This is a genomic window from Geminicoccus sp., assembly GCF_035556675.1.
Taxonomy (GTDB): Bacteria; Pseudomonadota; Alphaproteobacteria; order Geminicoccales; family Geminicoccaceae; genus Geminicoccus.
This window is the reverse complement of the sequence record NZ_DATMFZ010000064.1, coordinates 1-22,265: the sequence shown is the minus strand read 5'-3', so window position 1 is coordinate 22,265 and position 22,265 is coordinate 1. Positions and strand designations below refer to the sequence as shown.

The 22,265-nt window shown below is 68.1% G+C and carries 19 protein-coding genes; 14 read left to right on the top strand and 5 right to left on the bottom strand.

Annotated features, from left to right (window positions below; translation table 11 throughout):
• Positions 1–15 precede the first annotated feature (15 nt).
• Positions 16–1,986 carry a DNA topoisomerase IV subunit B gene (gene parE / locus VNS22_RS04910; RefSeq protein ID WP_325730187.1) on the top strand — a complete coding sequence of 657 codons (1,971 nt, stop codon included), beginning with the start codon at positions 16–18 and terminating at the stop codon, positions 1,984–1,986.
• Here parE and VNS22_RS04905 read toward each other — a convergent pair.
• Complete coding sequence (locus VNS22_RS04905; RefSeq protein ID WP_325730185.1) at positions 1,983–2,672, bottom strand: alpha/beta fold hydrolase; 690 nt, start codon at positions 2,670–2,672, stop codon at positions 1,983–1,985. The genes parE and VNS22_RS04905 overlap by 4 nt on opposite strands.
• 156 nt (positions 2,673–2,828) lie before the next feature.
• On the opposite strand from VNS22_RS04905, the gene VNS22_RS04900 reads away from it, so the two are divergent.
• The 3 genes from VNS22_RS04900 to VNS22_RS04890 are packed head-to-tail and all read left to right on the top strand — an operon-like array spanning position 2,829 to position 5,324.
• The gene (locus VNS22_RS04900; protein ID WP_325730183.1) at positions 2,829–4,364 is read left to right on the top strand and encodes a DEAD/DEAH box helicase; all 1,536 of its coding nucleotides are present in this window, start codon (positions 2,829–2,831) and stop codon (positions 4,362–4,364) included.
• Positions 4,361–5,002, top strand: a complete 642-nt coding sequence (locus tag VNS22_RS04895) for an NUDIX domain-containing protein (protein ID WP_325730181.1) — start codon at positions 4,361–4,363, stop codon at positions 5,000–5,002. The genes VNS22_RS04900 and VNS22_RS04895 overlap by 4 nt, the downstream gene beginning before the upstream one ends.
• A 31-nt stretch (positions 5,003–5,033) precedes the next feature.
• A complete protein-coding gene (locus VNS22_RS04890; protein ID WP_325730179.1) occupies positions 5,034–5,324 on the top strand; it encodes an ETC complex I subunit in 291 nt (96 codons plus the stop codon).
• Here VNS22_RS04890 and VNS22_RS04885 read toward each other — a convergent pair.
• Positions 5,308–6,813: an AAA family ATPase gene (locus VNS22_RS04885; RefSeq protein ID WP_325730177.1), complete on the bottom strand. Its 1,506-nt coding sequence runs from the start codon at positions 6,811–6,813 to the stop codon at positions 5,308–5,310. The genes VNS22_RS04890 and VNS22_RS04885 overlap by 17 nt on opposite strands.
• 166 nt (positions 6,814–6,979) lie before the next feature.
• Between VNS22_RS04885 and VNS22_RS04880 the strand changes: the two genes are divergently transcribed.
• From VNS22_RS04880 to VNS22_RS04870, 3 genes are all read left to right on the top strand, one after another.
• Positions 6,980–7,906 carry a 2-hydroxyacid dehydrogenase gene (locus tag VNS22_RS04880; protein ID WP_349261708.1) on the top strand — a complete coding sequence of 309 codons (927 nt, stop codon included), beginning with the start codon at positions 6,980–6,982 and terminating at the stop codon, positions 7,904–7,906.
• Positions 7,907–8,101: 195 nt separating this feature from the next.
• Positions 8,102–8,668 carry a TRAP transporter small permease subunit gene (locus VNS22_RS04875; protein WP_325730173.1) on the top strand — a complete coding sequence of 189 codons (567 nt, stop codon included), beginning with the start codon at positions 8,102–8,104 and terminating at the stop codon, positions 8,666–8,668.
• Positions 8,669–8,695: 27 nt separating this feature from the next.
• Positions 8,696–10,462: a TRAP transporter large permease subunit gene (locus VNS22_RS04870; protein WP_325730172.1), complete on the top strand. Its 1,767-nt coding sequence runs from the start codon at positions 8,696–8,698 to the stop codon at positions 10,460–10,462.
• Positions 10,463–10,542: 80 nt separating this feature from the next.
• Here the strand turns inward: VNS22_RS04870 and VNS22_RS04865 are convergent, their stop codons facing one another.
• From VNS22_RS04865 to VNS22_RS04855, 3 genes are all read right to left on the bottom strand, one after another.
• On the bottom strand, positions 10,543–11,661 hold the full coding sequence (locus tag VNS22_RS04865; protein WP_325730170.1) for a TRAP transporter substrate-binding protein: 1,119 nt from the start codon (positions 11,659–11,661) through the stop codon (positions 10,543–10,545).
• Between the two features lie 133 nt (positions 11,662–11,794).
• Entirely contained in the window at positions 11,795–12,583 is a 789-nt protein-coding gene (locus VNS22_RS04860) for a 2-keto-4-pentenoate hydratase (RefSeq protein WP_325730168.1), read from the bottom strand.
• 75 nt (positions 12,584–12,658) lie between these two features.
• The gene (locus VNS22_RS04855; protein ID WP_325730166.1) at positions 12,659–14,143 is read right to left on the bottom strand and encodes an amino acid permease; all 1,485 of its coding nucleotides are present in this window, start codon (positions 14,141–14,143) and stop codon (positions 12,659–12,661) included.
• Between the two features lie 292 nt (positions 14,144–14,435).
• Between VNS22_RS04855 and VNS22_RS04850 the strand changes: the two genes are divergently transcribed.
• From VNS22_RS04850 to VNS22_RS04820, 7 genes are all read left to right on the top strand, one after another.
• Positions 14,436–15,263: a phosphogluconate dehydrogenase C-terminal domain-containing protein gene (locus VNS22_RS04850; protein ID WP_325730164.1), complete on the top strand. Its 828-nt coding sequence runs from the start codon at positions 14,436–14,438 to the stop codon at positions 15,261–15,263.
• A 49-nt stretch (positions 15,264–15,312) separates the two neighbouring features.
• Positions 15,313–16,254, top strand: a complete 942-nt coding sequence (locus VNS22_RS04845; protein WP_325730162.1) for a D-ribose ABC transporter substrate-binding protein — start codon at positions 15,313–15,315, stop codon at positions 16,252–16,254.
• 86 nt (positions 16,255–16,340) lie between these two features.
• The gene (locus tag VNS22_RS04840; protein ID WP_325730160.1) at positions 16,341–17,006 is read left to right on the top strand and encodes a DUF2291 domain-containing protein; all 666 of its coding nucleotides are present in this window, start codon (positions 16,341–16,343) and stop codon (positions 17,004–17,006) included.
• Positions 17,003–18,532 carry a sugar ABC transporter ATP-binding protein gene (locus VNS22_RS04835; protein WP_325730158.1) on the top strand — a complete coding sequence of 510 codons (1,530 nt, stop codon included), beginning with the start codon at positions 17,003–17,005 and terminating at the stop codon, positions 18,530–18,532. Before VNS22_RS04840 ends, VNS22_RS04835 begins: the two co-directional genes overlap by 4 nt.
• Complete coding sequence (locus VNS22_RS04830; RefSeq protein WP_414653315.1) at positions 18,529–19,599, top strand: ABC transporter permease; 1,071 nt, start codon at positions 18,529–18,531, stop codon at positions 19,597–19,599. Before VNS22_RS04835 ends, VNS22_RS04830 begins: the two co-directional genes overlap by 4 nt.
• Positions 19,596–20,615, top strand: a complete 1,020-nt coding sequence (locus VNS22_RS04825; protein ID WP_325730155.1) for a Gfo/Idh/MocA family oxidoreductase — start codon at positions 19,596–19,598, stop codon at positions 20,613–20,615. The genes VNS22_RS04830 and VNS22_RS04825 overlap by 4 nt, the downstream gene beginning before the upstream one ends.
• Positions 20,616–20,750: 135 nt before the next feature.
• On the top strand, positions 20,751–22,265 hold a 1,515-nt coding region (locus tag VNS22_RS04820; RefSeq protein ID WP_325730202.1), incomplete at its 3' end, for a 3-hydroxybutyrate oligomer hydrolase family protein.

Sequence of the window (22,265 nt, the reverse complement as noted above, 5' to 3'; positions counted from 1 at the left end):
CGGTCGGAAACGAGCATGAGCGATCTGTTCGAGACGAAGAGCAGCGATCCGCGCGGCGACTACACCGCGCACGACATCGAGGTACTGGAAGGCCTGGAGCCGGTGCGCCGCCGGCCCGGCATGTATATCGGCGGCACCGACGAGCGGGCGCTGCATCACCTGGTCGCCGAGGTCCTGGACAATGCCATGGACGAGGCGGTGGCCGGCCATGCCGACCGGATCGAGCTGACCCTGGAGAGCGCCACGCGGGTCACGGTCCGCGACAATGGCCGCGGCATCCCGATCGACCCGCATCCGAAGTTCCCCGACAAGTCGGCGCTGGAAGTGATCCTGACCACGCTCCATTCGGGCGGAAAGTTCTCGAGCAAGGCGTACCAGACCTCGGGTGGGCTGCACGGCGTCGGCGTCTCCGTGGTCAACGCGCTGTCGTCCGAGCTGGTCGTCGAGGTCGCCCGCGACCGCAAGCTCTACCGGCAGGTCTATTCCCGGGGCGTGCCGCAAGGCGGGGTGGAGAATGGCGGCAACGCGCCCAACCGGCGCGGCACCACCCTCAGCTTCGCCCCGGATGCCGAGATCTTCGGCGAGGACGCCACGTTCTCGGCGGCGATCCTGCACCGGATGGCGCGCAGCAAGGCCTACCTGTTCAAGGGCGTGGAGATCCGCTGGTCCTGCCCGGCGGAGCTGGCCGAGCGCGGCAAGGTGCCGGCGAGCGAGACCTTCCACTTCCCCAACGGCCTGGCCGACTTCCTGGAGGCGCAGCTGGAAGGCCGCGAGCGGGTGGTCGACGACGCGTTCTCCGGCGAGGCGGACCTGCCGGAAGCCAGCGGCCGGATCGAGTGGGCGGTGGCATGGCCCCTGGACGAGGAAGGCTACGAGGGCTTCTACTGCAACACGATCCCGACACCTTTGGGCGGCACGCATGAGCAGGGCCTGCGCGGGGCGCTGCTCAAGGGCATCAAGGCCCATGCCGATCGGATCGGGGCCGGCAAGCGCGCGGCCAGCCTGATCGCGGAGGACGTGCAGGGCAGTGCGGTCATGATGCTGTCCGCCTTCATCCCGCAGCCGCAGTTCCAGGGCCAGACCAAGGAGCGGCTGGTTTCCGCCCAGATCACCCGCCCGATCGAGAACCGCCTCAAGGACCGGTTCGAGACCTGGCTGGCCTCCCATCCGGCCGCCGCCAGCCGGCTGCTCGACCATGTCTGCGAGCGTGCCGACGAGCGCCTGGCCCGCAAGAAGCAGAAGGACGTCCAGCGCAAGAGCGAGACCCGCCGGCTGCGCCTGCCGGGCAAGCTCGCCGACTGCTCCCGGGAAGGCCGGGACGGCACCGAGATCTTCCTGGTAGAGGGCGACAGTGCCGGCGGCTCGGCCAAGCAGGCGCGCAACCGCGATACCCAGGCGATCCTGCCGCTGCGCGGCAAGATCCTGAACGTCGCCTCGGCCACCGCCGACAAGCTCGCCCAGAACAAGGAGCTGGTCGACCTGGTCACGGCCCTTGGCTGCGGCTCGGGCAAGCAGTTCCGCTCCGATGACCTGCGCTACGACAAGGTGGTCATCATGACCGATGCTGATGTCGATGGCGCGCACATCGCGGCCCTGCTCATGACCTTCTTCTATCGGGAGATGAGCAAGCTCATCGAGACTGGCCATCTCTATCTGGCCCAGCCGCCGCTCTACCGGCTCTCGCACGGCAGCACGATCGCCTATGCCCGCGACGACAAGGACAAGGAGCGAATCCTGGCGACGGTGTTCAAGAACAAGAAGAACGTCGAGATCGGCCGCTTCAAGGGCCTGGGGGAGATGAACCCCAGCCAGCTCAAGGAGACCACCATGGACCCGGCCAAACGGCGGATGATCCGGGTAGGCCTGGAGGACGTGGCCGGGCGGACGACCGGGCAGCTGGTCGAGCAGCTGATGGGCCGCAAGCCCGAGCTGCGCCTGGCCTTCATCCAGGAGAACGCAGCGAACGTCGCCGAACTGGACGTCTAGCGCCGCAGCCACGCCCGAAACGCATCGGTCACCGCGGCCGGCCGCTCCAGCGGTGCGAGATGGCCGCAGCCGCCCAGGATGACGAGGTCCGCGTCGGGGATCGCGCGGGCCATGGCGATGTGGCCTTCCGGCAGGGTCAGCGAGTCCTCCGATCCGCACAGCACCAGGGTCGGGCAGCTTATCTGCCCGAGCAGCGGGCGCATGTCCCGCCGGCCGGCAATCGCCTTCTGCTGGCGGCAGAACGCCTCGTAGCCGGTATGGCGCGCCATGTCCGCCAGCAGCGCCCGGTTCGCCGGGGTACGGTTGCGCTCCGCGAACCAGCCCTGACCCAGCTCCGCCGCAACTGCCTCGAACCGTCCGTCCGCCGCCTCGGCCACCTTCTGCATGCGCCAGCTGCGGACCTCCTCCGTATCCGGTTCGGCCCGTGTGCAGGTGAGCGCCAGCCGCTCCACGCGGTCGGGTGCGCGCCCGACCACCTCCTGGGCGAGGTAGCCGCCCATCGACAGGCCGATCAGGGCGAAGCTGCCCGGCACCTCGTCCAGCAGCCGCTCGGCCATGGCCGCATAGTCGTCGTCGCGTCGATGGTCGAACACGCGCACCTCGTGGTCCCCATCGAGGGCATCGACTTGGAACTGCCAAAGTCGCGGGCTGCACAACAGCCCAGGTACAAGGATGATCTTCGTCATCGGTCAACTCCCGCACAGGCGCCTGCTCATTCCTGCAGCGATCCGGAGCCGGATTCCAGCGGGATTGAGGCCGCCGGATCGGGTGCCATCGTTGACTTTTTCAGCCGACCACTTAAGTAGCCGGGCAGATTCAACCGTCTGATCGGCCCTGCCACCTTGACCGAAACCGCCCCTTCGAGTCCCGCCTTCGCAGCATTGGGGCTCCGGGAAGAGATCCTCCGCTCGATCGAAGAATCCGGCTACACGACCCCTACTCCGATCCAGGCCGCCGCCATTCCGGTGGTGCTGTCCGGACGCGATGTCCTGGGGATCGCCCAGACCGGTACCGGTAAGACCGCGTCCTTCACCTTGCCGATGATCGAGAAGCTGGCATCCGGCCGGGCGCGCGCGCGCATGCCCCGCTCGCTGATTCTCTCGCCCACCCGCGAGCTGGCGGCCCAGACGGCCAAGAACTTCGAGACCTATGGCAAGTACCTGAAGCTCTCCCACGTCCTGCTGATCGGCGGCGTGGGCATGGGCGATCAGGAAAAGCAGCTGGAAAAGGGCGTCGACGTCCTGATCGCCACCCCTGGCCGCATGCTCGACTGGTTCGAGCGCGGCCGGATCCTGCTGGGCGGCATCAACATCATGGTGATCGACGAGGCCGACCGAATGCTCGACATGGGTTTCATCCCGGACGTCGAGCGGATCATCTCGCTGCTGCCGGCCCGCCAGCAGACCCTCCTGTTCTCGGCGACCATGCCCAAGGAGGTGCGCAGCCTGGCCGACCGCTTCATGCACGAGCCGGCCGTGATCGAGGTGGCCCGCCCGGCCACCACCTCGCAGAACATCGACGACGTAGTGGTGATGACCTCGCCGCGCGACAAGGTCGACGGCCTGGTGAAGCTGATCCGCTCCCAGGATATCGACAAGGCGATCATCTTCTCCAACCGCAAGAAGTCGGTCGCGGAGCTGAACCGCACCCTCAAGCGCCGCAAGCTGAATGCCAGCGACATCCATGGCGATCTCGACCAGGCACAGCGTCAGGCGACCCTGGACGCGTTCAAGCGCGGCGATGTCGACTATCTGGTCGCGACCGACGTGGCGGCGCGCGGCCTCGACATCTCCGACATGCCGGTCGTCATCAATTTCGACGTGCCGACCCACCCGGACGACTATGTGCACCGGATCGGCCGCACCGGCCGGGCCGGCCGCAAGGGCCGCGCCTTCACCTTCGTCACCTCCGAGGAACTGAAGTACCTGGCGGCGATCACGGGCCTGGTCGGCCGCGAGATCCCGGCCCTCGACGTGGAGGGCATCGGCGGATTCGATGCGCCGCTGGAGCCGGAAGAGCCCAAGCGTAGCCGCGCCAAGTCCGCCGGTCCCGCCAAGCGCGTCAAGGAGGCAGTGGACGGCGACGAGCAGGCCAAGCCTACGCGGCGCCGCAAGGCCGAGCCGCGCCCGACCGACGCCAGCCAACCCGGGGCCAACGGAGTCGAGGCCAGCAGGCCGGCGGTGGTGAAGGACGTGCCGCAGCCTGAACCGGTGGCGGCCGTTCGCGCGACCAAGGCGGCACCCAACCGCGACCCGGTACCCAATGAGCGGGCTCGCGGCGAATCGCGCGAGATGCCGGTCCTGGGCTTCGGTGATGCCGTGCCCGCCTTCATGCGGATCGCCGTGCCGCGCGGCAGCCGCGCGGCGGAGGCCGAATGACGCCACGGCAGCCACGCCGCTTCCAGGTGCTGGAGCGGCAGGAGGTGTGGCGCGGCTTCTTCAGTGCCGAGGACCTCCGCATCCGCCACGAGCGCTTTTCCGGCGGCGAGGTCGAGTGTGCGCGCGAGCTCTGGCGGCAGCGCGATGCGGTGGCGGTGCTGCCCTATGATCCCGCGACCGACCGGGTGCTCCTGGTCGAGCAGTTCCGCGCCGGCGCCATCGATGCGCCCGAGGGTCCCTGGGTGCTGGAAGCGATCGCCGGGATGATCGACGGCGAGGACGGTGCGGAGGAGACCGCGCGGCGCGAATCGCTGGAGGAGGCCGGGCTGGTCCTCGACCATCTGGAAGAGGTGGCACAGTTCCTGTCCTCGCCCGGCTGCACCACCGAGCGGGTCCGTGTCTTCCTGGGCCTGACGACGCTGCCCAAGCAGGGCGCGGTGTTCGGCCTGGCCCATGAAGGCGAGGACATCCTCACCCATGTCATGGGCTTCGAGGCGGCGATGGCCGGCCTGGCACAGGGCCGGATCCTGGGGGTGACCGCCCTGGTCGGGCTGCAGGCGCTGGCCCTGCGCCGGCCGGCACTCATGGCCGCCCGACCGACCGCTTCGGCCTTGCCTTCCCCGGTGGCCGCGGATTAATCGCAGCCACGGCCATTTCGCAAAGATCGCCATGCCCGACGCCCGCATCTATCAGCCCGCCAAGACCGCCGTCCAATCCGGCCGCGCCAAGACCCGCTACTGGCTGCTGGAGATGGAGCCCCGCTCGCGCAAGGAGCCGGACCGGCTGATCGGCTGGATCGGCTCGGACGACACCGAGCAGCAGATCACGTTGAAGTTCCCGACCAAGGAGGCGGCGCTCGCCTATGCCGAGCGCCACGGCCTGAGCGTCCAGGTCGACGAGCCGCACCAGCGGGTCGTGCGGCCGAAGTCCTACGCCGACAACTTCATCCGCCGTTTCTGAGCGCCTTGCGGGCGGCGGCCAGCGTCGCCTCCGCATTACCGCTGGCATCGACCGTCGGCCAGTCGATCCGGGCCCGGTCAATGGCGCGCAACTGGTCCTGCAGCACGGCCACGGTGGCATCCGATGCGTCGTTGCGGCGCCGCGTGATCCGCTCGGCCAGCACCGCCTCGGGCGCCTCCAGCCACAGGCCGCCGAACACCGCATCTTCCCCATCCGCCGCGGCCTCGATCAGCTCTCGCTGCCAAGCGTCGCCGAACACGCCGTCCGCAATCACCGCCTGCCCGCTGCCGAGCAGCCGCGCCGCCCGCTCCGCCATGCGCTGGAACACGCGCCGGCTGACCTCCGGCTGGTAGGCATCGGCACCGAGCTTCTCCTCCGGTGCTGCCCCGAACAGGCGCTTGCGGATCACGTCCGAACGCAGGATCACCGCCCCGGGCGGGCGGCCCAGATCCGGCGCCAGCCCGCGGGCGACCGTGGTCTTGCCCGTGCCGCTGACCCCACCCAGCGCCACGAGTGCGGGCGCTTTCGTGTGGAACATCGCGACCGCGAGATCGAGATAGCGCCGCGCCTCGTCCGGCTCGCCCTGCAGGCCCGATATCTTGGCGCGCACCGCCGCCCGGGTCGCCAGGCAGAGCGGCAGGAGGGCCGTGGCTTCGTCGTCCTCGCTGATCTCCAGCCAGCCCTGCAGCGCCCGCTGCGCATGGGGGCGGAGGCCGCGGTGCAGCAGGTCCATGACCAGGAAGGCCAGGTCGTAGATCACGTCGATCGTCGCGAGCGTCGGGTCGAACTCCAGGCAGTCGAACGGCGTGGGCTCGCCCGCCAGCAGCACCACGTTGCCCAGATGGAGGTCGCCATGGCAGTGGCGGACCCGGCCCTCGTCGCGGCGCCGGTCGAGCAGGTGGCGGTGCTGCTCGAGTGCCTCCCGGCTCAGCCGGTCCAGCCGGTCGATCTGCACCGGATCGACGGTGCCTTCGGCCAGACCCCGCAGGTCCGCACTGTTGCCGGCCACGACCTCGGCCAGCGCTGCATGGCCGCCACCATCGCGCACCACCGCCGCCTCTGCATGGAAGGCCGCGACCCGGCGCGCCAGGCGCTCCACGGTCTCCGGCGTCAGCCGGTCCGCCTCGGCCATCCGGTCGAGTTGCGCATCCGGGGGAAAGCGCACCATCTCCAGCAGCCACTCGACTGCCTGCCCTGCCCCGTCCAGCGCCAGGCTGCCGTCGTTCCGGCGCACTACCGGCAGCACGCGCCGGTAGATCCCGGGCGCGGTGCGCCGGTTCAGCTCCAGTTCCCGCCGGATCACCACCTCACGGCGTTCCAGGGTCGAGAAGTCCATGAAGCTGAACCGCACCGGCCGCTTCATCTTCCAGGCCAGCTCCCGGCCGAGAAACACGTGGGCGCCATGGGTGTCGACCCGCTGGACCGGCTCGCCCAGCCCGCCCCCTTCCAGGAAGGCCAGCACCTCGGCCGTCTCGTCCCGCTCGCTCATTCCCGTCCTATGCCATGACACCGAAGGGCTCCTCACCCCTGCCATCGTCCGCAGCGGCAGGCCAGCGGCAACCTGCCGCGCGCAGGGCTTCTGCCGGGGGCGCACTGCCGCTAGGTTCTCGGCGCGACAGCCAGACAAGGAACATCCGTTGAAGCCCGAGATCCTGATGCTGCGCGGGCTCTTGCCGCGCCAGACCGCCCAGATCGAGGAGCGCTACACCGCGCATCGGCTGGATCTGGCCGAAGACCGCGAGGCGCTCCTGGCCCAGGTGGCACCGCGGATCACCGCGATCGTCACCTCAGGAGAACTCGGCTGCTCGGCGGAGCTGATGGACCGCCTGCCCAGGCTCGAGATGATCTCCTGCTTCGGCGTGGGCGTGGACGGGATCGACCTCGCCTACTGCAAGCAGCGCGGCATTCCGGTCAGCAACACGCCGGACGTGCTGACCGAAGACGTGGCGGACCTGGCGATAGGGCTCACGATCGCGACCATGCGCCGGATCGTGGCCGCCGACCGGTTCGTGCGGGCGGGTTCGTGGCAGAACGGCCCGCTGCCGCTGGCCACCCGGCTGGCCGGCAAGACCGCGGGCATCATCGGGCTCGGCCGGATCGGCAAGGCGATCGCCAAGCGCGCCGAGGCCCATGGGCTCAACGTCGTCTGGCATGGCCGGCATGACCAGCCGGACGTGTCCTGGCCGCGCCGCCCGGACCTGGTGGCCATGGCCCGCGAGGTCGACCTGCTGGTGGTGGCCTGCCCGGGCGGCCCTGCCACGCGCGGCCTGGTGTCGAGGGAGGTATTGTCGGCGCTGCGGCCGTCCAGCTTCCTGGTCAACATCAGCCGCGGCTCGGTGATCGACGAGCCGGCGCTGGTCGAGGCCCTGGTGGCGGGCAAGATCGCCGGGGCCGGACTCGACGTGTTCGCGGACGAGCCCAACGTGCCGGCCCCACTGCTCGACCTGCCCAACGTCGTGCTGACGCCGCATATCGGCTCGGCCACGGAAGAGACGCGCGACGCCATGGCCCAGCTGGTGGTCGACAATCTGGACGCCCATTATGCCGGGCGCCCGCTCCTCACCCCCTGGCGCTTCGACTGAACCACCCTGCGCAGCCATGGCCCGGCCTGCCGTCGGGAAGCCCCGGGCCACGGGTGGCGGATCCATGTCGTCCGAGTTCGTCCTGCGGGCTTGATGCCGGCAGCCTGCCCCGCCAATGTCGCGCCGCGCTGTCGTCATCGTCTCGATACAATTCGGGAGGAACGGCCGGGCCAGACGTTCGGGGGAGGCATCGGCTTGGATACCCTGCTCGCGATCAGCCGTGCGATCGACCGATTGAGCACGGCGATCGGCCGGACCGTGATGTGGCTGATCCTGGTCGCGGTCGTGATCTCCACGGTCAACGCGATCATCCGCAAGGCCTTCGACGTCAGCTCGAACATGTGGCTGGAGATGCAGTGGCAGCTGTTCGGCTGCGTGTTCATGCTGGCCTCCGGCTACACGCTGCTGGCCAACGAGCATATCCGCATCGACATCGTGAACAGCCGTTTCCCCAAGGCACTGCGCAACTGGATCGAGCTGGTCGGGCACGGCCTGTTCCTCCTGCCGTTCACCATCCTGATGATGGTCGACGGTTGGCCGTTCTTCTGGCGCTCCTATTTGGGCAACGAGCAGTCGTTCAACGCCGGCGGCCTGCCGCAATGGCCGGCCAAGCTGCTGGTCCCGGTTGGGTTCTTCCTCCTGTTCCTCCAGGGCATCTCGGAAATCATCAAGCGCGTGGCCGTGATGCGGGGACGCATTCCCGATCCGCATGAGCGTCACGACGAGGTGCCCGAGGGCTCCCTCGGCCAAGAAATCATCTGAGCGCCAGCGACGGGAACGGGCTGAACCATGGATTTCCTGATCCACAACATGGCGCCGATCATGTTCGGCTCCCTGGTGGTGTTCCTGCTGCTGGGCTACCCGGTCGCGTTCGCGCTCGCGGCCAACGGGCTCCTGTTCGCGATGGTCGGCATCGAGCTCGGCCTGTTCCCGACCAACTTCCTCCAGGCGATGCCGGAGCGGGTCTACGGGATCATCTACAACGATACGCTGCTGGCGATCCCGTTCTTCACCTTCATGGGGCTGATCCTCGAACGCTCCGGCATGGCCGAGGACCTGCTCGACACGATCGGCCAGCTGTTCGGCAAGATCCGCGGCGGCCTCGCCTATGCCGTGATCTTCGTGGGCGCCCTGCTCGCCGCTACCACCGGCGTGGTCGCCGCGTCCGTGATCTCCATGGGCCTGATCTCGCTGCCGATCATGCTGCGCTATGGCTATGACCGCCGGGTCGCCACCGGCGTGATCGCGGCGTCGGGCACGCTCGCCCAGATCATCCCGCCCTCGCTCGTCCTGATCGTGATGGCCGACCAGCTCGGCCGGTCGGTGGGCGACATGTACGCCGGCGCCTTGATCCCGGGCCTAGTGCTGTCGATGCTCTATGCCGGCTACGTGCTCGTGGTCTCGCTGGTCTCGCCCAATGCTGCGCCGGCCCTTCCCGACGAGGCGATGACCATCAGGGAGGCGGATGGCAGCCGCGGCACCCGCTCGCTGCTGGTGCTGGTCGTGGTCGCCGCGCTCGTGGGCTATCTGGCCGACGTCCTGGTAGCGCCGCATGTCGAGCAGGGGGCCGAGATCGTCGGCATCGCCGCAGGCGTGCTGTTCGCCTATCTCGCGGCACTCCTCAATCAGGGCCTGGGGCTCAGTCTGCTCTCGCGCCTGGCCAGCCAGGTCGTGTTCGTGCTGATCCCGCCGCTGGCCCTGGTGTTCCTGGTGCTCGGCACGATCTTCCTGGGCATCGCCACGCCCACCGAGGGCGGTGCGATGGGGGCGTCGGGTGCCCTGATCCTGGCCCTGTTCAAGCGCCGCCTGAGCTTCGGCCTGCTCCGCCAGGCCCTCGATTCCACCGCCAAGCTGTCGGCCTTCGTCCTGTTCATCCTGGTCGGTGCCCGGGTGTTCTCGCTGACCTTCTATGGCGTGGACGGTCACAAATGGGTCGAGGAACTGCTGGTCTCGCTGCCGGGCGGCGAGGTCGGCTTCCTGATCGTCGTGAACATCCTGGTGTTCTTGCTGGCCTTCTTCCTCGACTTCTTCGAGCTGGCCTTCATCATCGTGCCCCTGCTGGGACCGGCGGCAGACCGGCTGGGCATCGACCTGATCTGGTTCGGCGTGATCCTGGCCGTGAACATGCAGACCAGCTTCATGCACCCGCCGTTCGGCTTCGCCCTGTTCTTCCTGCGCTCGGTGGCACCGAGGAATGCCTATATCGACAAGATCACCGGGCGGCGGATGGAGCCGGTCACCACCGGCCAGATCTACTGGGGCTCGGTGCCGTTCGTCGGCATCCAGCTGGTGATGGTGGCGCTGGTGGTCCTGTTCCCGGGCATGGTGATGCACTATCGGGGTGCGGGTACCGGGGTGGATCCGGAGTCGATCCAGCAGCTGGACATCCCGGAAATCGACATCGCACCGCCCGGCGAGTTCGACTTCGGCACGCCCGAAGGGCTGGATGGGCCGCCCCTGGATCTGGCTCCGCCCGACGACCTAGCACCACCAGCGGACCTGGCCCCGCCGGCCGACTTGGCCCCGCCCGCGGAGCTGCAGCCGGCGCAGCCTTGAAGGCCTGAGGACGAAGCCACCAACGCGAACGGGCCCGGATGGCGGCTCCACCTGGGCCCGTCCTGCAATCGGCCGTCGGCTCAGCTCTTCTGCGAGCGTGCCCGGATCGAGAAGGTGTCGAACGAGTACTCGGCCACCTGGAACCAGAGATACTCGTCGCTCTTGAAGGCCATCATGTGGTCGTGGACCTTCTTGAACGCCGGGTTCGTTTCGCCGATCTCGGCATAGACCTCCTGCGAGGCCTGGTAGCAGGCCTGCATGACCTCCTGGCTGAAGGGGCGCAGCTGCGCGCCATTCGCGACCAGCGCCTTCAGCGCCCGTGGGTTGCGCGCGTCGTAGCGGGCCTGGGTCACGACGTTGGCATAGGCAGCGGCAGTGCGCACCACTTCCTGGTAGGCGGGCGGCAGCTCGTTCCACTTCGTCTGGTTGATGAAGAAGTGCAGCATGGCGCCGCCTTCCCACCAGCCGGGATAATAATAATATTTGGCGACCTTGTAGAAGCCGAGCTTCTCGTCGTCATAGGGGCCGACCCACTCGGCGGCATCGATCGTGCCCTTCTCCAGGGCCGGATAGATGTCGCCGCCGGCGATCTGCTGCGGCACCACGCCCAGCTTCGACATGACTTGGCCGGCAATGCCGGCGATGCGCATCTTCAGGCCCTTCAGGTCGTCGACCGTCTTCACTTCCTTGCTGAACCAGCCACCCATCTGGCAACCGGTATTGCCGCCGGGCAGGCCGATGAAATTGTAGTTCGCGTAGAACTCGTTCATCAGGTCGATGCCACCGGCATCGTACATCCAGGCATTCTGCTGGCGGCCGTTCAGGCCGAACGGCACGGCAGTGCCGAAGGCGAAGGTCGGGTCCTTGCCGAAGTAATAGTAGGAGCAGGAGTGGCACATCTCGACGGTGTCGTTGGTCACCGCGTCGGCCGCCTGCAGGCCGGGCACGATCTCGCCGGCCGCGAACACCTGGATCTGGAACTTGCCGTCGGTCGCGGCCGCGACCGCCTCGGCGAACAGTTCCGCGGCGCCGTAGATCGTGTCGAGCGACTTGGGGAAGCTCGAGGTCAGCCGCCACTTGATCTGCGGGGCGTCCTGGGCAATCGCCGGTTTGGGCAGGAGCGATGCTGCGGCCGCGATGCCTGCGGTCGCGAGTCCGGCACCGGCCACGACTCCACGGCGTCTGAACTTGATGGTCATAAGGGCAATAGCCTCCCCATTTCGGAACCGTGCGCGACTATCGAGGTAACGGCGGATCATGACAACCGGAAGCACTCAGACGGCGCATCGCCCGAATACTGTGGCAAGATCGACCAGCCGTTGAACTACCCCGTCAGCCAGCCTCGACATGAACGTTCACCTTGCCCAGCGTCTCGATCTCGATGCTGGCGGTGTGCGGCCGCTCGAGCCACACCACCGGTGTGATCGAGCCCAGCGTCACCACGCTGCCCGCCGGCACCGACAGGCCCAGCCTCGCCCGGCAATTGGCGAACCAGGCCAGCGCGTCGAGCGGGTGGCCCAGTAGCGCATCGCTGGTGCCGCGCCCGATCTCCTCGCCTTCCAGCAAGGTGACCGCGCTCAGCCGGGCCAGCGCATCGATGGAGGCGAGTGGCCGGGAGCGGCCCAGCGCCAGGCCGACGCCGAAGAAGTTGTCGGCGGCGAGCGTGGCCGGGCCGATCGTGCGGAAGTCGTCGTAGCGGTCCTCGACCAGCTCGACCGCGGCATGCACCGTCTCGATTGCACTTGCGACCGAATCCCGGTCGTGGGGCCGGTCCAAGCGCAGCTCGTCCTTGAGCACCACCGCGATCTCGGTCTCGATGCCGAGGCGCCGGTAGGCGGAGAACGGCACCTGCCCGTTCAGGAACTGCACGCTGCGGGCGAAGATCTCGCCGAACACCGGCTCGGACACGCCCAGATAGTCGCGCATGTGCGCGCTGGTCGCCCCGATCTTGAAGCCCACCACCGGCCCCAACTCCGCCGCCAGCATCGTGTTGGCCGCGCGCATGACGCGGTAGCCGGCGTCGACATCGTCCGGGGCGATGCCGGGCAGGCTGGTGAGTACCTGCCTTGCCCGGCGCGCCTGCGCCACCTGCCCTGCCGCCTGTTCGATCGGGTCCGCCATCACCGCCAGCCTCCTGGTTTGAGGCGCCCTTGTCCGGCGGACCGGCCATCGATGCAAGAGGCCGGACCGGCCGGTTCACGCACGCGTGCGGTGGCTCATCGCGAACTTCTCCTCCGGCGAGAGGACCATCCGGTTGCGGGCATAGAAGTGGAAGTAGAGGATGCCGATCACGAACCAGGCCGCCACGCCCAGCACGCCCACCCGGTAGACCGGGTCGGAAAGCTGGAAGAACACGGTCACCAGGGCGATGATCACGGTAAGCCAGGCACCCGGCACGCCCAGCGGGCTGCGGAACGGCCGCTCGATGTCCGGCAGTCTGCGCCGCAGATAGATGAAGGCCAGGGCCTGCATGACGTAGGAGAACATGGCGCCGAACACCGCCATGTTGAGCAGCGTACCGCCGATGATCGCACCGCCGCGCTCCTGGCCGACCCCGTACCAGACGCACATCATGACGATCAGCGCCACGATCGAGCCGGTGATCATCGCGACGTGCGGGGTCTTGCGGGTGCCATGGGTGACCGAGAGGGCGCGCGGGAAGTAGCCGGCCCGCGACAGCGAGTAGATCTGCCGCCCCTCGGCGAAGATGATCGTGTGGAAGCTCGCGATCAGGCCGATCACCGCGACGAGCGCCAGGATCTTGGCGATATCGCTGCCGAAGATGGCGCGGAACCCGTCCAGGAGCGGCTCGCCGGACGTGCCCAGGTGGAACGAGCCCACGCCGGCCACCGACGGGTTCAGCCACAGGATCATGAAGGCCGACACGATCAGGGTGAAGATGCCGGCCAGGATGCCCTTGGGCATGTCGCGCTTGGGATCATGGCTCTCCTCGGCGGCCAGCGGCAACTGCTCGATCGCCAGGAACAGCCAGACCGCAAACGGCATGGCGGCCAACGCGCCGGTGATGCCGTACGGCAGGAACGGCCCGCCGCCTTCTGGCAGCTCGCTGCCGTCCGCGCCGATATTGAGCGCCCAGCGGCTGAAATCGATATGCGGCAGGGCGCTGATCCAGAACACCACCAGCACGGCCAGGGCGGCCAGGGTGACGATCAGCGTGACCCGGAACGACAGTTCCACGCCCACGATGTTGAGCCCCAGGAACAGGACATAGAAGGCAATCCACCATAGCGGCTGCATAGCGGTGGGCGTCTCGAAGATGCCGGTCATGTAGGAACTGATGAAGAACACGATCACGGCCGGTGTGAGCACGTATTCGACGTTCTCCGCCAGCCCGGTGAGGAATCCGCCCCAGGGCCCGAGTGCCGTGCGGGCGAAGGAATAGGCGCCGCCCGTATGCGGCAGGGCCGGGCTCATCTCGGCGATCGAGTAGGTCAGGCCCAGATACATCACCATGATCAGCAAGGTGGCGATCAACATGCCGCCCCAGCCGCCGATCGACAGGCCGAGATTCCAGCCGGAATAATGGCCGGAGATCACGGCACCTACGCCTAGCGCCCAGAGCGACCAGACGCCGGCATAGCGGCGCAGCTTGCGTTTCTCGAAGTAGGTTACGTCGACCTCGACATAGCGGACGCTGACGACGTCCGGATCATTTGCCATGGGATCATCCCCGAAGGTCATGACGGGGAGTGGGAGACCAAGCAGGCCGTGTCCCGCAGACTGCCCGCGGGGTCGGGCCCGCTCCATTCTTGACGATGCCGCCTGTGGTTCGCCCTGCAAAGACCGCGGCCGATGGAGTTCCGGGCGATTTTGCGGCGGATGTAGCTCGGCCGCCGCGGTCGCAAGCACTGGCGCGAACAGCTCAGCAACAGATCATACCAGTTGACTGGTCAACTCATTACACCATAGCTTCCGTCCGCTCGGATGACGGCAGGCTGGGAGGTTGGTCGGGATGACGGTGATCGCGCTGTTCGGTGCTGGCGGAAAGATGGGCATGCGCCTCGGCAAGAACCTCGTTGGTTCGGCCTACGAAGTCCGCCATGTCGAGGTGAGCGAGGCCGGCAAGGCGCGGCTCAAGGACGAGCTGGGCGTGGTGCCGGTAGCTCCGGACGAGGCGCTGGACGGCGCCGAGGTCGTGATCCTGGCGGTGCCCGACACGCTGATCGGCAAGGTCGCGAGCGGCATCGTCGACAAGCTCAGGCCCGGCACGATCGTGGTGATCCTGGATGCCGCGGCACCCCATGCCGGCCACCTGCCCAAGCGCGACGACATCACCTATTTCGTGACCCATCCCTGCCACCCGCCGATCTTCAACGACGAGACCGATCCGGCGGCGAAGAAGGACCATTTCGGCGGGGTCGCCGCCAAGCAGCACATCGTCAACGCCCTGATGCAGGGCCCCGAGGAGCATTACGCGGTCGGCGAGGCGGTGGCGAAGACCATCTGGAAGCCGGTGATGCGCTCGCACCGGGTGACCGTCGAGCAGATGGCGATCCTGGAGCCGGGCCTGTCCGAGACGGTCTGCGCCACGCTGCTGGACGTGATGCGCGAGGCGATGGAGGAGGCGATCGCCCGCGGCGTGCCCGCCGAGGCGGCGCGCGACTTCCTGCTCGGCCACATGAACGTGCTGGGCTCGGTGATCTTCAAAGAAGTAGACGGCGTGTTCTCGGACGCCTGCAACAAGGCGATCGAGTTCGGCAAGCCGGTGCTCATGAAGGACGACTGGAAGCGGGTGTTCGAGCCCGACGAGATCATGGCGAGCATCCGCCGGATCACCTGAGTTTTCATCGAGAACAGCCGGTCCATATCGACCGGCAGGGAGGTTGCGCATGACGTTCAAGAAGCTGCTCCTGTCCGCCGCCATGGCCGGTGCGCTGGTGGTGGGCCAGGCCGGCGCGGTGCTGGCCGCAGACCTGATCGCGATCATCACGCCATCGCACGACAACCCGTTCTTCAAGGCGGAGGCCGACGGTGCTGCGGCCAAGGCCCAGGAGCTCGGCTACGAGACCCTGGTGCTGGTCCATGACGACGACGCCAACAAGCAGTCGCAGCTGATGGACACCGCCGTGGCCCGTGGCGCCAAGGCGATCATCCTGGACAATGCCGGGGCGGACGCGACCGTGGCTGCGGTGCAGAAGGCCAAGGACGCGGGCGTGCCATCCTTCCTGATCGACCGGGAGATCAATGCCACCGGTGTGGCCGTCTCGCAGATCGTGTCGAACAACTACCAGGGCGCCCAGCTCGGCGCCGAGGAGTTCGTCAAGCACATGGGCGAGGCCGGCAAGTATGTAGAGCTGGTCGGCAAGGAGTCGGACACCAATGCCGGCATCCGCTCCCAGGGCTACCATGACGTGATCGACCAGTATCCTGACCTGGAGATGGTGGCGCAGCAGTCGGCCAACTGGAGCCAGACCGAAGCCTTCGAGAAGATGGAATCGATGCTGCAGGCACATCCCGACATCAAGGGCGTGATCTCCGGCAACGATACCATGGCGATGGGCGCCTGGGCGGCATTGGAAGCGGCCGGCCGTACCGATGTCATCGTGGTGGGCTTCGACGGAAGCAATGATGTCCGCGATTCGATCACAAAGGGCGGCATCAAGGCGACCGTGCTGCAACCGGCCTACCGCCAGGCGGAGCTCGCGGTGGAGCAGGCCGACCAGTACCTCAAGACCGGCTCGACCGGTGCCGACGAGAAGCAGCTCATGGACTGCATCCTGATCAATGCCGACAACGCGGCCAAGCTCGAGACCTTCGCCCTGAAGGAGTAAGGCCGCCGTCCTGCTGCGGAGGCGGTACCGGGGGGAGCCGCCTCCGCAGCATTTTCTGCCACGACCAGGCGACGAGTTTGCACCCGATGCGCATTCTGCTGGCCATGATCCCGGCGCTGATGCTGGCAGGCACGATCCTCTCCGGCTGCAGGATCGAGCGTACCGGGGAAAGCCCGCCCGCTGCCGCCCAAGGTAGCCAGCCTGCCGGCGCAGCCTCACCTGGCAGCGCAGATCCGGCTGCCCGGGCCGCGGAAGGCTGGGATGGCAAGGTCCTGCCCTACCTGCAGGGCAAGGCCGGCGAGTTCGCCGAGTTGCGCCCGATGCTGGCCACATCCCCGGACGAGGTCGGACGGCAGCACGGCTACCGGCCCAAGGAGGAAGGGACTCCCTGGAACATCGTGGTCCGGGCCAGCGGCACGATCGTCGAGGCCAACACCAAGTCGCGCGCCGCCACGGCCGGGCTCGACACGGATGGCGACGGCCAGGTCGACCTCACCGCGCAGCTCGGGCCGGTGATCCGCGGCACCGCCATCCGTGACGTGCTCGACTTCGTGCGCTTCGAGGACTTCAGCAACCAGATCGCGTTCGCGAACTTCGGCAAGGCGCTCAACACCCAGGCCAATGACCGGGTACTGGCCGGCCTGCCACGCGAGGGCCTGGTCGGCCGGCGCATGACGCTGCTCGGCGTGTTCACCTACGACAAGCCGGGCCAGCCGCCGCTGATCACCCCGGTCGAGGCCAGCATCGAATGAACGCGGTCGCCCTCGAGGTCCAGGGCGTCAGCAAGGCCTATCCCGGCACGCTGGCGCTGAAGAACGCCGACTTCAAGGTGTACGAGGGTGCCGTCAACGTGCTGGTCGGCGAGAACGGTGCCGGCAAGTCGACGCTGATGAAGATCATCGCCGGGGTGGAGCAGCCGACCGAGGGCCGGGTGCTGGTCAAGGGCCAGGAGGTCCGGCTCACCAGCACCGAGGTCGCCGCCGCGCATGGCATCGGCATCGTGTTCCAGGAGCTGAACCTGTTCGGCAACCTGTCGGTCGCGGAGAACATCTTCGCCGCCCGCGAGATCACCCGGGCCGGCCATATCGACCATGCCCAGCAGGAGCGCCGTGCCGCCGACCTGCTGCGCCGCCTGGAGCACGACATCGACCCCAGGACTCCCGTCGAGGACCTGCGGGTGGGCGCGCAGCAGATCGTGGAGATCGCCAAGGCGCTGGCCCAGGACGCCCGGGTCCTGATCATGGACGAGCCGACCTCGGCGCTGAGTGCCGCCGAGGTGGAGATCCTGTTCCGGGTGATCGCGGACCTGAAGTCCCAGGGCGTGGCGATCGTCTACATCTCGCATCGGCTGGAGGAACTGATCCGGATCGGCGACTACATCACCGTCCTGCGTGACGGCCGGATCACCGGCCACCAGACCATGGAGCAGGTCGACGTGCCCTGGATCGTGCGCCAGATGATCGGCTCCGATGCCAAGGACTTCGCCAAGCCCCTGGAGCACCGTACCGGCCGCGAGCTGTTCCGCGCCGAGGACATCTGCCTGCCACGGGTCTCGGGCGGCTTTGCCGTCGACCATGTCTCGCTCACGCTCGGTGCCGGCGAGATCGTCGGCATCTACGGGCTGATGGGTGCCGGGCGCACCGAATTCTTCGACTGCGTGATGGGCCGCCACCCGAACTCGACCGGCACGATCTTCATCGACGGCCAGCCGATCCGCCGGCACGACGTCGCGACCCGGATCCGCCATGGGCTCGCGCTGATTCCCGAGGACCGGCAGCGCGAGGGCCTGGTGCCGATCCTGTCGGTCGCGGCCAACTTGACCCTGGCGAGCCTGAACAAGTTCACCTCCGCCTTCCACATTCGCGGCAAGGCCGAGGGGAGTGCTGTGCGGCGCTACATCGAGGACCTGTCGATCAAGGTCGCCGACCCGGCCTATGAGGTGTCCTCGCTCTCGGGCGGCAACCAGCAGAAGGTGGTGATCGGCAAGGCGTTGATGACCGGGCCCAAGGTCCTGCTGATGGACGAGCCGTCGCGCGGCATCGATGTCGGCGCCAAGGCCGACGTGTTCCGGACCATGCGCAGGCTCGCCGCGGACGGGCTGGGCATCCTGTTCGCCACCTCCGACCTGGAGGAGGTGATGGCGCTGTCCGACCGGATCGCGGTGATGAGCAACGGCCGGCTGATCCGGATCTTCGATCGCAAGGACGCCACCGAGGAGGCGGTGATCGCCGCGTCGGCCGAGGGGCACGGCGTCTCTCCTTCCCACGCGAGGCACTGATGGCCGCTTCCCAGACCGCCCTGCCCCATAAGTCCGGGCCATCGGGCAGCACGGTGCTGCTGCAGATCCTGAAGCTGCGGACCTTCATCGCGCTGTTCGCGGTGCTGATCTTCTTCACCGCGGCCGTGCCCAACTTCCTGGGTGCGGCCAACCTCGTGCTGATGAGCAAGCATGTCGCGATCAACGCGATCCTCGCTATCGGCATGACCTATGTGATCATCACCGGCGGCATCGACCTGTCGGTGGGCTCGATCGTGGGCCTGGCCGGGATGGTGGCCGGCGGGCTGATCCTGAACGGGCTCGATACCGGCACCGGCTGGACGGTCTGGTTCAACGTCTACGAGATCGTGCTGATCACGCTGGGCCTGGGCGTCCTGATCGGGGCGATCAACGGCCTGCTGATCACCAGGCTCGGCGTGACGCCGTTCATCGCCACCCTCGGCACGCTCTACGTGACCCGCGGCCTGGCCCTGCTCTCCTCCGATGGCCGCACCTTCCCGAACCTGACGGGGAGCGACTATTACGGCACCATCGGTTTCACCTGGATCGGCGCCGGCACGGTGCTGGGCCTGCCGGTGCTGATCTGGATCCTGCTGATCCTGGCCGCCGGTGCCGCCTATGTCGCCGCCAAGACACCGCTCGGCCGGCACATCTATGCGGTGGGCGGCAATGAGCGGGCGGCCGGCCTGTCCGGCATCCGGGTGAACCGGGTGAAGATGTTCGTCTACATGTTCTCAGGGTTCTGCGCCGCGATCGTGGGCCTGGTGATCGCCAGCCAGCTCCAGGCGTCGCACCCGGCCACCGGCGAGACCTTCGAGATGAACGCGATCGCCGCGGCCGTGCTGGGCGGGACGTCGATGTCCGGCGGGCGCGGCACGATCGGCGGCACGATCGTGGGCGCCTTCGTGATCGGCATCCTCTCGGATGGCCTGGTCATGATGGGCATCAGCTCGTTCTGGCAGACCGTGATCAAGGGTCTGGTGATCATCTGCGCGGTCGTGGTCGACCAGGCGCAGCGGCGGCTGCAGGCGCGTGCGGCGCTGGCCCGCGTGGCCAAGGGGGGATGATGCTCAAGGGTGGACTGATCGGCTGCGGGTTCTTCGCCCAGAACCAGCTTCATGCCTGGCGGGACCTGGACGGGGTCGAGATCGTCGCGATCTGCGACCGGGACGCCGGCCGCCTGAATGCCACCGGCGAGCGGTTCGGCATCGGCCGGCGCTATACCGACGCTGCCGAGATGCTGGTGAACGAGGCGCTGGACTTCGTCGATATCGCGACCACCGCGCCCACGCACCGGCCGCTGGTCGAGCTGGCCGCCGCCCATGGCCGGGCGGTGATCTGCCAGAAGCCGTTCGCAATCGAGCTCGGTGATGCCGAGGCCATGGTGGCGGCCTGTGCCAAGGCCGGCGTGCCCTTGATGGTGCACGAGAACTTCCGCTGGCAGACCCCGATCCAGGCAGTGCGCCGGGTGATCGACGAGGGTGCCATCGGCCGGCCGTTCTTCGGCCGCTTCGCCTTTCGCTCCGGCTTCGACGTCTATAGCGGCCAGCCCTACCTCGCCGAGGGCGAGCGCTTCATCATCGAGGACCTGGGCATCCACATCCTGGACATCGCCCGCTTCGTGATGGGCGAGGCCAGCAGCATCGCCTGCCGCATCCAGCGGGTGAACCCGAAGATCAGGGGCGAGGACGTCGCCACCATGCTGCTGGGCCACGGCGACGCCACCAGCGTGGTCGACTGCTCCTACGCGACGAAGCTGCCGGTCGAGCCGTTCCCGCAGACCCTGGTCGAGGTGGATGGCGATCGGGGCAGCCTGCGGCTGGTCGAGGGCTACCGGCTGACCGTGCATGGCCCCGGCGGCACGCGCGAGTTGGACGTGTCGCCGACCCTGCTGCCCTGGGCGGAGCGGCCCTGGCACAACATCCAGGAGAGCGTGCAGGCGATCCAGCGGCACTGGGTCGAGTGCCTGACGAGAGGTGCCGAGCCGCAGACCTCGGGCCAGGACAATCTGCAGACGCTCCGCCTGGTCGATGCCGCCTATCGCAGTGCTAGATCCGGACAGGTGCAGCATCTGACCGGCTGAACCTCTCCTTTCCGGCTCCAAGCTTCGCAACTCCGGCAGTTCGTCGTATGCATTGCCGGATCATCGGATCATGGCGGGGGGCGGCTGCCCTGACCAGCAGTCCCGGGTGGCGAAGGGAGACGCGGCGTGCGGAGCATGGAGGGATGGCTGGCTGTGGCGCTGATCGGGCTGGCCAGCGGTGCTGCGGTCGCGAGCGAAACGGGCCGCCGCCCGGCCGGGAAGGACTGGGGCGAGGTGGTGGTGTCGCGCTACCTGGAGCCCGGCGGCAATGACCTGCTGAGCGGCGGGCTCGGTGCCGCCCGTCTGGCCGATCCCACCCCGGTGCCGGTCGATCCGGCCGATCCGGAATCGCTGCGCACCGCCGCCATCTTCAACAATTACCGCGCCCTGATCGATACCACCCCTGGCGGCGGGTATGGCCGGCTGTACGGCCCGCTGGTGGCGCCGACGGCGGCGGATGCTGCCGGCAGGATCTATGGCGTCGAGTATCTGACGCTCGCGGCCGACCGCCATGGCGACGCGGTCACGCTGATGGTGCAGATCCCGCAGGGCTTCGACCCGCAGGCGGCCTGTATCGTCATGGCCCCCTCGTCCGGCTCGCGCGGGGTCTATGGCGCCATCGGCACCGCCGGCGAGTGGGGGCTGAAGCGCAACTGTGCGGTCGCCTACACCGACAAGGGCACCGGCACCGGTGCGCATGACCTGGCGCGCGACGAGGTGGGCCTCCTGCGCGGCGAACGGGTGGGCGCCGAGAGCGCCGGAAGCCGGTCGACCTTCACCGCCCCGATCAGCGAGCGCCAGCGCCAGCGGTTCAATGCCCGCTATCCCGACCGCTTCGCCTGGAAGCACGCCCACTCGCGGGCCAATCCGGAGGCGCGCTGGGGGCAGCACGTCCTGCGCTCGCTCGACTTCGCCTTCTACGCCCTGAACCGGGAACTGGCGGCAGCGCGTGCTGCCGGCGATGCCCCGCTGCTCGACCAGGACAACACGCTGGTGATCGCCTCCAGCGTGTCCAATGGCGGTGCGGCTTCGCTGCGGGCAGCGGAGCTCGCCCGGCCGGGCCTGATCGACGGGGTCGTGGTGGCCGAGCCGAATGTTAACCCGGTCCAGGATCGCCGCTTCGCCATCCGCCAGGGCGGGAGCGGCCTGCTGCGCCAGCACAGCCGGCCACTCTACGACTACCTGACCCTGGTCGACCTCTACCAGGGCTGTGCCAACCTGGCCCCGGCCAACCAGACGGCACCGCTCAACCTCACGCCGCGGGCGCTGGGCGAGAACCGTTGTACCGCCCTGCGCGCCCGTGGCCTGCTGCGCGCCACCGATCCGGTCGAGCAGGCCGAGGAGGCGCAGCGGATCATCAATGGCTACGGCATCCTGCCGGAGCAGAACGCAGTGGCACCCGGCTACTGGGCCAGCTACGTCGCCCAGGCAGTGGCGGTCACCTATGCCAACGCCTACGCACGCGCATCGGTGCTGGAGAATCTGTGCGGCTTCTCGTTCGCCGCGATAGACACCGATCCGGCCAGCGCCACCCCGGATCGGGTGATTCCGCTGCCGGAGAGTGCGGCGGCCACGCTGTTCGCCACCGCCAACGGCATCCCCCCTACTGCGGGGGTCACCGTGGTCAACAACGACGCGCCGGACGGCGCC

What these genes read in the sequence shown, in the direction of transcription:
- VNS22_RS04895 (WP_325730181.1), top strand. Translation starts at nt 4,361, where the DNA reads ATGACGCCACGGCAGCCACGCCGCTTCCAGGTGCTGGAGCGGCAGGAG.
- VNS22_RS04870 (WP_325730172.1), top strand. Translation starts at nt 8,696, where the DNA reads ATGGATTTCCTGATCCACAACATGGCGCCGATCATGTTCGGCTCCCTG.
- VNS22_RS04880 (WP_349261708.1), top strand. Translation starts at nt 6,980, where the DNA reads ATGCTGCGCGGGCTCTTGCCGCGCCAGACCGCCCAGATCGAGGAGCGC.
- VNS22_RS04885 (WP_325730177.1), bottom strand. Translation starts at nt 6,813, where the DNA reads ATGAGCGAGCGGGACGAGACGGCCGAGGTGCTGGCCTTCCTGGAAGGG.
- VNS22_RS04890 (WP_325730179.1), top strand. Translation starts at nt 5,034, where the DNA reads ATGCCCGACGCCCGCATCTATCAGCCCGCCAAGACCGCCGTCCAATCC.
- VNS22_RS04835 (WP_325730158.1), top strand. Translation starts at nt 17,003, where the DNA reads ATGAACGCGGTCGCCCTCGAGGTCCAGGGCGTCAGCAAGGCCTATCCC.
- VNS22_RS04860 (WP_325730168.1), bottom strand. Translation starts at nt 12,583, where the DNA reads ATGGCGGACCCGATCGAACAGGCGGCAGGGCAGGTGGCGCAGGCGCGC.
- parE (WP_325730187.1), top strand. Translation starts at nt 16, where the DNA reads ATGAGCGATCTGTTCGAGACGAAGAGCAGCGATCCGCGCGGCGACTAC.
- VNS22_RS04905 (WP_325730185.1), bottom strand. Translation starts at nt 2,672, where the DNA reads ATGACGAAGATCATCCTTGTACCTGGGCTGTTGTGCAGCCCGCGACTT.
- VNS22_RS04855 (WP_325730166.1), bottom strand. Translation starts at nt 14,143, where the DNA reads ATGGCAAATGATCCGGACGTCGTCAGCGTCCGCTATGTCGAGGTCGAC.
- VNS22_RS04840 (WP_325730160.1), top strand. Translation starts at nt 16,341, where the DNA reads ATGCGCATTCTGCTGGCCATGATCCCGGCGCTGATGCTGGCAGGCACG.
- VNS22_RS04865 (WP_325730170.1), bottom strand. Translation starts at nt 11,661, where the DNA reads ATGACCATCAAGTTCAGACGCCGTGGAGTCGTGGCCGGTGCCGGACTC.
- VNS22_RS04825 (WP_325730155.1), top strand. Translation starts at nt 19,596, where the DNA reads ATGATGCTCAAGGGTGGACTGATCGGCTGCGGGTTCTTCGCCCAGAAC.
- VNS22_RS04850 (WP_325730164.1), top strand. Translation starts at nt 14,436, where the DNA reads ATGACGGTGATCGCGCTGTTCGGTGCTGGCGGAAAGATGGGCATGCGC.
- VNS22_RS04845 (WP_325730162.1), top strand. Translation starts at nt 15,313, where the DNA reads ATGACGTTCAAGAAGCTGCTCCTGTCCGCCGCCATGGCCGGTGCGCTG.